The 13,376-nt window shown below is 60.8% G+C and carries 10 protein-coding genes; 1 reads left to right on the forward strand and 9 read right to left on the reverse strand.

Annotated elements, in window-relative coordinates; all coding sequences use genetic code 11:
- Positions 1-72: 72 nt before the first annotated feature.
- From B2W22_RS13425 to B2W22_RS13435, 3 genes are all read right to left on the reverse strand, one after another.
- A complete protein-coding gene (locus B2W22_RS13425; protein WP_239215877.1) occupies positions 73-1,038 on the reverse strand; it encodes a Bug family tripartite tricarboxylate transporter substrate binding protein in 966 nt (321 codons plus the stop codon).
- A gap of 151 nt (positions 1,039-1,189) precedes the next feature.
- Entirely contained in the window at positions 1,190-2,674 is a 1,485-nt protein-coding gene (locus B2W22_RS13430) for a sensor histidine kinase (RefSeq protein ID WP_414631961.1), read from the reverse strand.
- A complete protein-coding gene (locus B2W22_RS13435; RefSeq protein WP_056566075.1) occupies positions 2,664-3,341 on the reverse strand; it encodes a response regulator in 678 nt (225 codons plus the stop codon). Before B2W22_RS13435 ends, B2W22_RS13430 begins: the two co-directional genes overlap by 11 nt.
- Before the next feature lie 488 nt (positions 3,342-3,829).
- Here B2W22_RS13435 and B2W22_RS13440 point away from each other — a divergent pair, with 488 nt between their 5' ends.
- Positions 3,830-5,209, forward strand: a complete 1,380-nt coding sequence (locus B2W22_RS13440; protein WP_286938096.1) for a ClcB-like voltage-gated chloride channel protein — start codon at positions 3,830-3,832, stop codon at positions 5,207-5,209.
- Between the two features lie 55 nt (positions 5,210-5,264).
- Here B2W22_RS13440 and B2W22_RS13445 read toward each other — a convergent pair whose 3' ends face one another.
- The 6 genes from B2W22_RS13445 to B2W22_RS13470 all read right to left on the reverse strand — a co-directional run.
- A complete protein-coding gene (locus B2W22_RS13445; protein ID WP_175124815.1) occupies positions 5,265-5,738 on the reverse strand; it encodes a GNAT family N-acetyltransferase in 474 nt (157 codons plus the stop codon).
- A 16-nt stretch (positions 5,739-5,754) separates the two neighbouring features.
- The gene (locus tag B2W22_RS13450; protein ID WP_175124816.1) at positions 5,755-6,534 is read right to left on the reverse strand and encodes a DUF6708 domain-containing protein; all 780 of its coding nucleotides are present in this window, start codon (positions 6,532-6,534) and stop codon (positions 5,755-5,757) included.
- Between the two features lie 221 nt (positions 6,535-6,755).
- Positions 6,756-7,478: a DUF6708 domain-containing protein gene (locus B2W22_RS13455; protein ID WP_286938100.1), complete on the reverse strand. Its 723-nt coding sequence runs from the start codon at positions 7,476-7,478 to the stop codon at positions 6,756-6,758.
- An 83-nt stretch (positions 7,479-7,561) separates the two neighbouring features.
- Positions 7,562-10,834 carry a T6SS effector BTH_I2691 family protein gene (locus tag B2W22_RS13460; protein WP_286938102.1) on the reverse strand — a complete coding sequence of 1,091 codons (3,273 nt, stop codon included), beginning with the start codon at positions 10,832-10,834 and terminating at the stop codon, positions 7,562-7,564.
- Positions 10,831-11,778, reverse strand: a complete 948-nt coding sequence (locus B2W22_RS13465) for a hypothetical protein (protein ID WP_286938104.1) — start codon at positions 11,776-11,778, stop codon at positions 10,831-10,833. Before B2W22_RS13465 ends, B2W22_RS13460 begins: the two co-directional genes overlap by 4 nt.
- The coding region (locus B2W22_RS13470) for a type VI secretion system Vgr family protein (RefSeq protein ID WP_286938107.1) at positions 11,775-13,376 on the reverse strand (1,602 nt) is incomplete at its 5' end. The genes B2W22_RS13470 and B2W22_RS13465, both read right to left, overlap by 4 nt.

Raw genomic sequence — 13,376 nt, forward strand, 5'->3', positions numbered from 1 at the left:
CCTGCCGCCGGCCTGAAATGGCGGCAGGTGTGCCCTGGCGGGCGCGATCGGGGGTCGGGCCTTGCGGCCGGCTTACTTTTTGATCAGGCCGAAGGTGTCGGCCAGTTCGCCGTACTGCTTGACCTGGTTTTTAACGTAGGCGTCCAGTTCGGGGCCGGTCTTGTTGAAGGGGAACAGGCCCTGCTGCTGGCGCAGCTTCTCGAACTCGGGTGCGGCCGTCGTCTTGTTGAACGCGTCCACCCAGAACTGGTAGTCGGCGTCAGACACCTTGGGACCCACGTAGAAGCCACGGATGATCGGCCAGACGATGTCGTAGCCCTGTTCCTTGGCGGTGGGCACGGAACCCAGCTTGCCCGGCAGGCGCTGGTCGTTGAAGACCGCCAGCACGCGAATCGGGGCGCCGCCTTCCAGCATCGTGAATGCTTCCGCCGCATCGCCCATGTAGGCCTGGATATGGCCGCCGCGCAGCGCCGTTACGGCCTCGCCGCCGCCTTCGAAGGCGACAAAGCGCATCTTCTTGAAGTCCACGCCGGCCGCCTTGGCCGTAAGCGCTGCCTTCATCCAGTCCTGGCTGCCCACGGTGCCACCCGCGCCCAGCACGATCTTGGTCGGATCCTGCTTGAAGGCGTCCATCAGGCTCTTCAGGTCGGTGTACGGCGAGTCGTTGCGCACCACGGCCACGCCGTAATCGGTGCCGATCGCGGCCAGCCAGCGCACGTCGTTGACGTTGTACTTGCCGAACTTGCCCTGCGCCAGGTTGAGCAGCGAGCCGCCGGAGAACGCAACGATGGTGCCCGGCTCATTCGGATGCTGGGCCACGATGTTGTTGTATGCCACCGCGCCAATGCCGCCCGGCATGTAGACGATGCGCATGGCGCTCTTGAGCGCCCCACTCTGCTTCAGGCCTTCGGTGGCCAGGCGGCAGGTCAGGTCGAATCCGCCACCAGGCTGCGCCGGCGCAATGCACTCCGGGCGGCGGGGTTCATCGGCCGCATGGGCCGCGCCGAGGGACAGGGTGATGGCGCCAAGCGCCGCCATGGCTGCGATGCGCAGCTTCAGGGTCGTCTGCATTCTTGCGTCTCCAGGATTTATAGGTCTAGGTATCGCTGGCAGCGGCGCTACGGCGAATGATCGCGTCCAGCGGCTCCAGTGGACGCAACCGTACAAAACCGAAGCTTTCCATAAGCTTTCAATTCCGGCCGATTTCGTGACGCGGCGCAGCATCGAGTCCCGTTTGCAGGGTAAACACCAACGCCGCGCGCAGGCCCGGCTGCCCCACCCGGTTCTCAAGCACGAGCCGGGCGCCCAGGATTTCAGCGATGGTGCCCACGATCGCCAGGCCCAGGCCGGCCCCGGTGGTGTTCTTGCCTGCCGCGCCTCGCCGGAAGCGTACGCACGCCCGGGCGATGTCCTCGTCCGACATGCCCGGTCCGTCGTCTTCCACCAGTAGCCGGGCCTGGTCTGTGTCGGTCTCGATCCGGACGGTGACCACACCACCGGCGCACGCATAGCGGATGGCGTTGTCGACCAGGTTGCTGACCGCTTCCCGCAACAGCCACTCCGCCCCGCCGACGACAACCGGCCTGCGGTCCGCCTCCAGGCCGATGTCCAACTGCCGGCCCCGGGCATTAGGTAATTGGGTACGGATCACCCCGTCTGCGAGGTCCACGAGGTCCACCGATTCGGGCGCCAAACCGCCTTCGGCCAGAGAAGCGTCTTTAGCGCGCGCCAGCGCGAGCATCTGGTTGGTGGTGCGTACGGCCCTGTCCAACCCTTCCTGCATCGCCAGAAGGGCTGTACGGACCTCCTGGGGGTCTGTTTCGCGCAGGGCATAGGCGGTCTGGGTCCGCAAAACGGACAAGGGCGTACGCAATTGGTGCGACGCGTCGTCCAGGAACTGCGCCTGCACCCTCCCCAAGGCCGCAAAACGGGCCATATGGAGGTTTACGGCCGCCACCAGGGGTAGGACCTCCCCCGGCATGTCGGACGCGCTGACGGGGCTTAAATCGTCTGCAGACCGGCCTTTGACTTCCTGACGCAGCCGCTCCAGGGGGCGCAGGGCCATGAAAACGCCCAGGATGATCACCAGGACGCTGATGAGGATCACGGCAAGGTCCCGCTCCACCGACCGCACCAAAACCTTGTGGAGGAACGCCTGACGGCTTTCCAGGCCCTCCGCGACCTGCACGATCACCCGGCCGCCCTGGTTCGCATACAGCGGCGGATCCATGGGCCGGGCCAATGCCGCCACACGGACGGGCTGGCCCTGGTAGGTCGCGTAGAAAAACCGCGGCTCGCCCGACACGAGGGGCTGCTCCGGCAGAGGCAGCCCGGGATGGCCGATCTCGGCCAGCCCGTCTTCGGTTGCCACCCGGTAGAACACGCTGCCATTGGCCGTCAGCTCGAAAAATTCAAGCATCAGGTAAGGCTGCTCCATGGCTAATCCACCGCTGGCTGTGGATATGTTGTGGTCGATCGCGCGAAGCGCGCCGGCGAGAGACCGGTCGTAGGCATTGTCGACCTGGTTGCGCAGCTGGTGGTTGGACAGCCAGAGCGCACCCATCATCACGAAGACGAGAGTCGGAATCAGCCACCAGAGCAACTGCGTTTTCAGCGTTCGGGCGCGTTTTTTCGCCGAAAAATCAACGCTGTTTTGCGGACTTCTAGTTGTCAACAAGGTTCTCCAGGCAGTAGCCCATGCCGCGCATGGTCACGATCTGCACACCGGTTTCCGCCAATTTTTTGCGCAATCGGTGAACCAGGACCTCGATGGCTTCCAGGTTGATGTCGGCATCGTCCGTGAGGATGCGGTCCAGGATCTGCTGCTTGTTGATGGGTTCGCCGCTTTTCTGGATCAGCACCCGAAGGACCGCATGTTCACGTGGGGATAACTGCAAAGGCTGTCCATTGACCGTGAATTTCTGCGCGGAAGTTTCAAAAACCAGGTTTCCCAGCGCGAGGCGCGGATGTTCGCGCCCGCGGCTGCGGCGAATCAGCGCAATCAATCGCGCTTCCAACTCTTCCACAACAAAGGGTTTCGGCAGGAAATCGTCTGCACCCTCGTGAAGTGTTCCGATTCTCTCGGCCAGTGAATCGCGCGCGGTCAAGACCAGCACCGGCGTACGGTCGTCCCGCGCGCGAATCTTCGCCAGCAAAGTATGGCCATCCATGCCGGGAAGTCCGAGATCCAGGATGACCGCATCGAAATCTTCGACGGCCAGCCTTCTTTCGGCGACAAGTCCGTCATCAGCCCATTCCACGACAAAGCCGGCATGTCTGGCCAGGCTTCTGGACAGCCAGCGGGCAAGTTCAGCTTCATCTTCGATCAGGAGGATACGCATGGACGCAGTCCGGGGGGCGGTGGATGGGCGGAATGGGAAAGCATGTTTGGCTTTTCCTTTTTTTTTCTTTATATAAAGACTAATGATTAATAAGGGCTGTGGATAACTACCTTAACCTTGAAAACCTCTTTCTTTTCATTGCCTTGCGTCCGTTTTTGCTTGTGCAAGAACTCTGTGTGGGAAAAAAGCTGAAGTTGGACAAGATTTTGGACCGCGTCCGAAACCCCTGCTTGTTCAACTTGCCTCCACAACATGTGCACAAGCACGCTACTTAGGAGTTATCCACAGGGCGTTTCTGGCAACTGGGTCCCGAGAAGCGCCCTTTTACCCCGGAAAACCGCCCTACGCCTACCCGGATTTTGCCCTTGCAGCGCCCCAAAACGGGCCGCTACGCGGTGATCGGAATCGGGTATTCGAGGGGTGACCTGGGCGGTTTGTTGACGGTGCGCTGAACAAAAAGTGAGCAGGATCCGCCGTAGAATCCGGCCATGGATAGCGACTTGAAACTGCGCCGACCGGCCTGGGCCAGGCGGTTGAAACGCGGACTTTTGGCGGAAAATTTAGCCTTGACGTTGTGTGCGGCCGCGTTGATTGGCGCCCTGGGTGCGCTGGCAACGGTGGTGTTTCGCGAACTGCTTGGCTGGATGCAATTGTTGGTAGGGGGCGGCGAGGTTCCCCACGGCATGGTGTCGCTGGCGCGTGGGCTGGACCCCTGGCAGCGGTTTCTGATGCCAGCGGCCGGGGGCGCGATCGCCGGCCTGATCCTGCAGGCTGCCACCCGATGGCTGCCCCGGCGGGGGGCAGCCGACTATATGGAAGCCATCTCGATCGGCCGTGGCGTCATCGGCTTTCGCCAGACGGCCGCGCGCAGCCTGTCCTCGATTTTTTCGATTGGATCCGGCGCATCGATCGGCCGCGAGGGACCGATGGTGCAACTGGCGGCAATGTGTGCATCATTGACGGGCCGCTATCTGGTCTTGCCGCCCCGCCATCTCCGGCTGCTGGTGGCCTGCGGCGCGACGGCGGGCATCACCGCCGCATACAACGCGCCGATTGCCGGCGCGGTGTTCATTTCAGAGATTGTGTACGGCGTGATTTCAACAGCGACGCTGGTGCCGCTGGCCGTCGCCTCCGTGGTCGCCAACATCGTGACGCGCCAGGTGCTGCATTACGACGCGGTCTTTCAGATGCCGCATTTCGAGTTCGTGTCGGGGTGGGAAGTGATCAATTATCTGGGGCTTGGCCTGATTGCAGGTCTGGCCGCGCCCCAATTCCTGCGATTCCTGGACTTGTCTCGCGCGGCATTTCGCCGGTTGCCGTTTCCAATCTGGGCCAGGATGGCGGCAGGCGGACTGGTAGTCGGCGCGCTGTCTGTGATCGATCCCGCGGTGTGGGGCAACGGCTACAGCGTGGTGAACAGCATGCTGCATACGGATTGGGCGTGGCAGGCGGTAGCCGCACTGCTGTTGCTCAAGACATTGGCTACGGCGGCCAGTGTCGGGTCCGGCGCTCTAGGCGGAGTATTCACGCCGACCTTGTTCGTGGGGGCGGCGCTGGGCGCCTTGTACGGGACTGCGCTGCAGGGCCTGTTTCCGACCGGCAGTTTGTCGGCGGTGTCCAGTTATGCCGTCGTGGGAATGGGCGCGCTGCTGGCGGCCACCACGCATGCGCCGCTGATGTCGATCTTGATGATCTTCGAGATGACGTTGAGCTATGAAGTCATGTTGCCGTTGATGCTGGCGTGCATGACGGGGTACGTCATTGCGCAGCGCATCCGGCCGGAGTCCGTCTATGCGAAATCGCTGGCGAAAAACAGGATCGCCGCGCATTTGATGGCCAGAAAAGGCAGGCCGATAAATTATGAGTAAAAGCTCATATTTTCGAATCGGCTCTTTGGATATTTGAGAGTTTTGCAAGAGCCCATTAATCAAGGGTCTTTTGCATGAAGACGCGCTTCAGTCCAATCTCCGTGGCGCGATGCGTTTCCACATAGCCGCGCCGCGTGTAGATGGCGATGTTCTCGGTCATCACTTCCTGGGTGTAAAGCCGAATGCGTGAAAATCCGGCGCGGCGCGCGGTGTCTTCGGCCCACTGCAGCAGCGTCCGGCCGTGGCCCTTGCCTTGCGCGGTTGGCGATACGGCGATGTTGTCCAGCAACATGCAGCTGTCGTCGGGTTCTGGAATCAGCACGATGAGGCCTTCGATGCCGTCTTCCGATTCCAGGACGTGAACCACGCCTTGCGCGACGCGCGCCGGATAGTCGTCCAGCATGGGACCGGGCGTTGCGCCGTTGCGTCCGATGTAGGGGGTGTAAGCCTCGTGGACGATGTGCTCGATGCGGGCGACATCAGCAGGCTTTGCGACGCGGATATGAAAAGGGGTGGCATTCGTATTCATGACGACGCGCCTCTGGTTATCTTCCCGACGCAAAAGCGGTAGATGCAATCTGACCGGTCGAATCTAGCACGGAGTCCATGTCCGGCGCCGTACGAGATTCAAGATCCATCTCCGCGGGCCATTGGACTCTGGGAGCCAGGCGCAAAGCGATGTTGTAGGGAGCGACGTCATTGGCATCACGAGGTTCGACACGATCTGGGTCGAGGCCATTAATGCCGTTTTGCATGTAGGCACACACGTATGCCCAGAGATTGGAGGTGTTCGCAGCGTCGGTGTTCAATTGGAAGCGTGCCACGACGTTGCTCGTGCCCGGGTCCACCACCGCGATGGAGACGCCTTCTTTGATGATGAGCCCGCCGCCAGGCGTCGCGCCACGGACTTTCCATTTCTCCGCGCGCAGATTTTCCCAGTCATAGCTGGCGGTGGTCACGTATGCGCGCTCGAAGGGATTCCACCATACAGAATGGAAGTCATAGATGTATACCTTGCGGCGTAGTCGATTGAATCGAAGCGGAAGACCGCGGGGCGGGGAAACTTCGGCCCGATAGATAACCCATACTGCCCAGACACAGATGGCAATTGACATCGCAAAAAGCAGAAGAATGCCGACTTCAAGCACGCCCACTCCCGCCGATGTCAGCGCGTGGATAGTATTTGCGACCAGGCCTGAATGCTCGAGGAAGGACCAAGGGATAAGCAGTGAAAGAACGAAGGGAACACCGCGAATACTCGACGTATTCCGAGCAAATTCAACATACGTCTCATCCATATGAGCCGGCGCCTGCCAGAGCAGCATGGGAGCCTCATCTGGAGGATCATTGGGGCCTGGCAGATCGCGTTGCCAGCCGCCGCAGGGCGGGCTCAGTTGAGGTCTTGCCATCAGAGTTCCTTTGTGATTTCGATGGCGGAGAAGCTTGAGTTCACCAACGATTGCATCGGGGCTGTGGAGCCGCAGTAGGCCGGCTGGCGATCGGTCCCTTCTAGGAAGCAAATCCAGTCTTTGGGCCTCGACTGCGTTTATGGCGCCGTTCTTGATTCAAGGTCCATATCCGCGGGCCACTCGACTCTAGGGGCCAAGCGCAAGGCGATGTTGTACGGAGCGATGTCGTTGGCGTCACGCGGTTCGGCACGATCGGGGTCGAGGCCTTCGATGCCGTTCTGCATGTAGGCGCACACGTAGGCCCAAAAATTGGAGGTGTTCGCGGCGTCAGTATTCAAGTGGAAGCGTGTCACGACTGTGTTGGTACCCGGTTCCACCACCGCGATGGAGACGCCTTCCTTGATGATGAGTCCTCCGCCCGGAATCGCGCCGCGAACTTTCCACTTTTCCGCGCGCAGATCGTCCCAGTCATAACTTGCCTTGGTTACGTGCCCGCGATCGAATGGATTCCACCAGACTGAATGGAAGTCATAGACGTAAACCTTGCGGCGTAGACGATTGAAACGAAGCGGGAGATCCCGGGGCGGGGACACCTCGGAACGGTAGATAACATGAGCAGCCCAAGCGTTCAGGGAGAGTGTGCTCACGTGCAGTAGGAAAATGCTTGCAACTTCAAGCGTGACATCCTCAGACGCCGCGCTTATCGCATAAATATCCCATCCAGCGAATACCAAGAGCAGGAGGAACATCAATCCGAGCAGCAGTGAAAGGAAAAAGCAAACACCGCGCAAACTCGACGTGTTCCGAGCGAACTCGACATACGTTTCATCCATGTGCGTTGGCGCCTGCCAGAGCAGCACGGGGGGCTCAATGAGTGGGTCATTGGGGCCGGGCAGATCACATTGCCATCCGGCGCAGGGGGGAGTTAGCTGTGGTCTCGCCATCAAAGTTTCTCCGTGATCTCGATGGCGGCGAAGCCGGTGTCGTCGTTTTTATCCGGCCAGAATGCGACGGCAGATGTTGCCGATTTGATCTTGTTGATGGGATCCAACCAGTATCGGCCGCTTAGAATTGGCCGGCCGGATGTTGGTTTCGTCTCGCTGACCAGCGTGTAATCCGGATGGTTCAGGGCAGAAGTTTGCATGGCATGGGCGGTATCGTTGACTTGCCCACATGCCATGACGTGAGAAGACAGAGTAGGCTTACGTATGCCGTCGTGTGCGAGGCCAAAGCGCTTGGTGGTGAGGGTGAAGCGGTAGCGGGATCGTTCGGCATCGAAACCAGGTAATGTCACGCTGTAACCAAGCGCTTCTGTCGTCACGACTGCGCCGCGGTTCTTGAGTACTTCGATGTCTTCGGTGTAGAGCTCATCTATCGAGCTCGCTCGATCTTCATTGTAGAAGCGGAGGTCGACCTCCATGCCGAGCACTGCGGCGTTAAGCGCAGCAATGGCGACGTCCATATCGTCCGGATTGCGCCAGCGCTCATTCGCTTCTGTTCGGCCGAAGTAGCAACGCCGAGCCCACTTTTCCATCGCGTCCGATTCGAGGTTTTTCGCAATTTTCGTCACTACGAAGGCAATGAGTACGATAGCAATGCCGGCACCCAATCCCCCGAATAACGAGAGTGATCGCACTGCTCCCCAAAACACCACAAATCCTCCAGTAATTGATAACCCACCGGCAAATATGTGGTAACGGCGGGCATCTACATCTCCAGCCTTCGATAGGCGTATGGCCGCATTGAAACTCGCACCGGCATCCGCAATCCCCGCCAAAGCTGATATCGCTCCACCAACCATCACCATCCTCGAACCCAGCCCCACGACGCGAGTGAGCACAGGAGTTTTCTCCGCGCCCCAACGCAGCACGAAATCCTTGGCAGCGTCCGCCGGTATCTTGATCGCCAAGCCCGCCGCCTCAACACTCGCTCCTAGGAAGCCGAGCGAAACGCTGTAAAACGCCGCGACGGCCTCGGGATGCTGTGCTCCCACCTTCGCATCCAGGTCGGCAATCGCGCTTTTCAAACTGTCCCGTAGAAAGTACAGGCCGATAAAAGACAAGCCCCCATCCACGCTACCGACGGCCAGGCTCTTCAAGCTTGCAAAGGTGCTGCGGGCGACACGACGAGCTCCCGCTGCGCCCACCTTCATTTCATTTAGCACCGCGGCGGCGGCGGGTTCCAGATTCTTCAGGCCGGCGTTGACTTGCCGTAAGGCATGTTGGGCTTCCCTTTTGACCTCCTGTCCAAGTGCGCCGGCCGCCTGCTTGATGTCCTGCGCGCCCTCCTTGGCTTCTTGACTGAAATCCACGATGCGCTTCTTGACTTCTTCGGCAGTACCATGCGCCCATAGCGTGACGTTGATGAGCACATTGCGGACGTTGGCATTGGGGATGGTGATCAAACTACCCAGCAGCATGGCGCGTGCGCGCTTTCCGGCCGCCTTTTGGGCCGAGTTGGCATGCTCGCGGATCTCGCTCGACAGCAGCTCGAAGCACTCCCCCACCGTGAGCTGGATGGTGATCTGGGTGAACTTGGCTTTACCGTATAGCCAGGCGGCACCGGACTGGAGGTTGTCCAACGCCGCCTTGGCGCCGGCGCTCAGGGTACTTTCTAGGCGGTTGCTCGCATCGTGGATGGCCGCCAACAGCTGGTCTGCAGCTTCAACAACAAGCGCGCTGCGCCATTCGCTACCCTCTTTGCTGGTGGCGACCATTTTTATCGCGTCAAAGTACTTTTTGCCTGCGTCGGAGGGCATTGCGTCCGTGAACTGCGGTTCGAACGCTTGCTGCAAGTCAGTGTGCTGGCCATTGAGTGCGGTGTAGGCCGGGCTACCACCGTCGGACAGAAGGTCTTGCCAAGCCTGACTGCTGGGGCCCAACACTTCCGGAGTGGGCTTCTCGCCAGCTTCTCTCTCGTCCGCCGCTGTGGTTTGCTGTGGCGGGGCATCCGTGATGCCGCCCGCGAGACAAGCCGCGGTGGTGCTCAGGCGGCATTGCTGCGAACGCGCGTCGGCGTCCGCATAGTCCAGGGCCATGATCCGGCGCCAGCTAGCGCCCGTCACCAGGTCGGCCCAGTCGGACGCATATGCGTCGATCTGCTTCTGAAAATTCTCGTCTTCCTTGTCGTACGCATCCTGAAAGGTTTTCCGTCCCGCTGGGCCGGTTTCCCAGTAACGCTCTTCCAGCCGGGCCATGCGACGCTTGGTCTTGCGATCGACCATACCTGCATGTTGCTGCGCGGGGTCATGGAATACGGGCGGGACGCCGGATTCGCTGGACGTCCAGTAATCGCTGGCTGGCGGCGGCGGCGGGTGTGCAGCCTCGACCTGCTGGGCGATGTAAGCTTTGATGCCGAGCAGGCACTGAGAGGTCAGGTAGGCATACCGCCTTGTGGGTTCTTCACGCCATCGCTGACGCATCGTGTTGACGGAGAGCCGCAGGCTGTTGAGTTCTGCCGCCATGCCCACCGGGTCGGGCAGGACGAGGCCGGCTACTCCTTTTGGAAGCCCATGCTGCTTTTCGAGCATGCGCAGTTGCGCCTGCATGGCTTCCAAGCGCGCATGACGGGGATGCCAATCATGGACGCTGCCGAAATCGCGGGTGCCGATCGCGTACTCGGCGACATGCTGGTGGAGATCATCGCCGTTCTCAAGGGCAAGCGCCTGGTTGCCACCTGTCGGATCTTGCTTGAGCGTCAAGAGATTGACCACCCTGAACCGTTCACGATAATCAGCCGGCAGTGCTTTTCCATCAGCGTATTTGCCGGTGCGATAAGCATCGAGTGTCGCCTTCGGCCAAGGATCCTGTGAAAACGCGATCCAGGCCTGCTTATGCGTTGCGGTGTCGACGTTGATGAATGCCGCGCGCAGATCATGTCCCGCCTCCACGCATAAGGTGGCTAGCGGCTCGGGCTTCGCTCGCGGCATGGAGAACGGATTGAACTGGCGCAGGTAGCCTTCCGGTGTGACCTGATAGGCGTGCCAGATTTCTTTGTCCAGCAGAACGTAGACATAACCGTGCCGCAGTATGCGCAACGCAGTCTGGATTGACCCGTGGTGCAGTTCGCCATGCTGCTTGAGCCCGTCGGTAAGAGGCATGACTGCAAGCCGAAGCGGCAGGATCGGTATGCCCTTTCGTTCACAGGCGCTGCAATTGCCGGTGGGATTGGGCGCCGCCTGACGGCCCGCCTGAGTCAGAGTCTTGCTGGTGCTCATGAATAGTTCGACGCTGGAGATAACGATGCAACGATGCGCTGCCACGCATCGTCGTCGTAGGTTTCAAAACGCGCTTGCAACGTGGACCGGCCTGCGGCTGCGGCCGCGATATCGGCTTGAACTATTGGATTCAGTGGAAGACCGGGATGAATGAACACGCGATGTGTGCACAGGTCGATGATGTCTGCGCTCAGGCGCAATCCAAGGTGATGGGCGTCGCGGATCATCCGGAATGCATGCACGGCGGCTTGCGGCGGCAGAATCGTGACGCCACGCCAGCGCATGGGGGCATACGTCATCGGAAGCGTTAACGCCAGGCGCCACACATCCAGGAAGTCGCCGACGAGCGGGGCTAGTTGTTGAGCCTGTCGAGCTAGCACGAGTTCTTCCGTGCCGGCCCCGGTTGGAGCACCCCGAAGCAAGGTGTAGGTGCCCCAACTTGTCGGGCAGAGCCAACGCTTTATTGGCCAGACGAGCCCGGAAATGTCACGCCCGATTGATGCCGCCAGCAGTTCGAGCCGCAGTGGTTCGAACCAGGGTATCGTGCGCATCCCGGCTACCGGCGCGGTGATATCCAGGCAGCGCGCCGCGATGTGATCGGCGAGCGCAGCAAGGGGTTGATCACTGGTCAACCATCCGCAGACATAACGCTTCTTCTGACTGGCGTCCTTACGCGCAGCACGTTCAGCGGCTGCGAGCACAGAAGTGTTCGCGATGTCGCCTGGCGCAGCCAGCTGTACAAGCGCCGGACATGCGTCAGGCGTATGCGCCAGGTCTGGCCGCATTACGGGCGCGATCGACTGAGCGCCCAACGCTTGGGTCAGCGATTTGATACTCAGGGAATCTGTTGGTGCGCACGGCGCTAGCAGGTCCAGCAAGAGGTAAAGATGGTCGTTGGATGCGCGCTCTGTTCGGGCAAATTCTTGTACGGCGCTCCGCTTCATCTGGCACGCTCCAGACAATCAGATAGTGCACCTTCTAGCACCGCGCTACCCAATGCAAGCTTGTTGCCGCCGCCGCCACCTTGCTTCTGGAGGGGGCCTTTGACCTGGATGGAGATAGCGTCAAGGGTTATGCCGGCGCCATCTATTCGAATGGTTCCACCAGGCCCTTTTATGACCAGCTCATCTCCGGCATGCAGGGCATATTCCTTAGTCCGATGGCGGATACCCTGGCCGGCCTGAAGCTCGGCGTGGCCCTCGACGGTGTGTTCCTGATGCCCGCCAATACTCACCCAATGGTTCGCCGCGGTCTTGTCGCGGCGGTTATTGCCCACTTCCTCGGTACGGTCCTTGGTGGTGTAGATCGTGTGATTGCGCCCCACGGTCAAAAAGTCGTCCCGCCCGATGTCGTGCCGCCGGTCCTGGCCGATGTTGACCTGTTCGTCGTTGCCCACGGTCTCCTTGCGGTCGTGGCCGATCGTGATGGTCTCGTCGTTCTCGACCTGTTCGCTGCGGTCATGGCCCACAAACGTGGTTTCGTCGTTGTTGACGTGGATGTTCTGGTCCTTCTGCGCATGGACGTAGATCTCTTCCTGGTCCTTCTCGTCCTCAAAGCGCAGTTCGTTGTACCCCTCGCCCTTGTGCGTTTTGCTCTTGATCGTCATTCGCGTCTTGTGGCGCGGCAGTTCGTAGGGCGGCAATTGCAGGCGGTTGTAGACGCGGCCGGTGATCACGGGCTGATCGGGGTCGCCGTCGAAGTAAGAGACGATGACTTCCTGACCGATGCGCGGGATGGCCATGTGGCCCCAGGTGGCGCCGGCGATGTTCTGCGAGACGCGAATCCAGCAGGAGCTGTACTCGTCCTCCTTACCGAGCCGGTCCCAGGGGAACTGGACCTTCACCCGGCCGTATTCGTCGGTATAGATCTCTTCATTGGGCGGGCCGACCACCACAGCGTTCTGCGGACCGTCGATGCGCGGCCTGGGTAGCGGTTCCGCGCGCCATTCGGCATCGTCAGGGACCAGCTCCGCCTCGTAGCTGTAGTGCGTTCCCAGCTGGGCGTGTGCGCTTTCCTCGGCCTGACTCGTGTGTTGGATGCCACGGTGGACAATGCGCACGGGGCGCCAGCCGCGGTTCAGGTCTTCGCGCGGATGACCGGCGAGGGTGAATGAAATGCCCGGCTGGAGCCGCGGGTCATCGCCTTCAACAAAAGCGACGCGCGAATCGCGGCGATGGCCGCGCAGGCGGTTCTCGGCGAACGGTCTGCCGGCTTCGTCGAATTTGGCGCGAGCGGGGTAGTCGTAACGCTCGTAACGGCGCCCCTGATGGTCCAGATCTCGGCCATCGCGGCTGTGCTGGTGGGTGTAGCGCGGATGGTGATAGGTGTAGTCGCGCTGGGTCTGGCGCGCGGTGCGAACGTTCTCCGTGTAGGAGAATTGCCGCAGCGCTGGCTGCGGCTGGTCACCGCCGGGTGTGGGGTTGTATTGCACCGGCTCGTCGCCGACGCGGCCGTGTATGAAAAGCCGGTCGCTGTGGATAAGTTGATGGCCTTCGGCACTATGTCGGAAAGAATAGAAGAAGCCTTCCTCGCGCATGATGCG

It is taken from the genome of Achromobacter sp. UBA4530 (genome assembly GCF_002388205.1).
Taxonomy (GTDB): domain Bacteria; phylum Pseudomonadota; class Gammaproteobacteria; order Burkholderiales; family Burkholderiaceae_B; genus Achromobacter; species Achromobacter animicus.

Bases quoted from the DNA above. Each gene is read 5' to 3' on its own strand.
- B2W22_RS13425 (WP_239215877.1), bottom strand. From the start codon at position 1,038: ATGGCGGCGCTTGGCGCCATCACCCTGTCCCTCGGCGCGGCCCATGCG.
- B2W22_RS13435 (WP_056566075.1), bottom strand. From the start codon at position 3,341: ATGCGTATCCTCCTGATCGAAGATGAAGCTGAACTTGCCCGCTGGCTG.
- B2W22_RS13440 (WP_286938096.1), top strand. From the start codon at position 3,830: ATGGATAGCGACTTGAAACTGCGCCGACCGGCCTGGGCCAGGCGGTTG.
- B2W22_RS13445 (WP_175124815.1), bottom strand. From the start codon at position 5,738: ATGAATACGAATGCCACCCCTTTTCATATCCGCGTCGCAAAGCCTGCT.
- B2W22_RS13450 (WP_175124816.1), bottom strand. From the start codon at position 6,534: ATGCTGCTCTGGCAGGCGCCGGCTCATATGGATGAGACGTATGTTGAA.
- B2W22_RS13460 (WP_286938102.1), bottom strand. From the start codon at position 10,834: ATGAGCACCAGCAAGACTCTGACTCAGGCGGGCCGTCAGGCGGCGCCC.
- B2W22_RS13465 (WP_286938104.1), bottom strand. From the start codon at position 11,778: ATGAAGCGGAGCGCCGTACAAGAATTTGCCCGAACAGAGCGCGCATCC.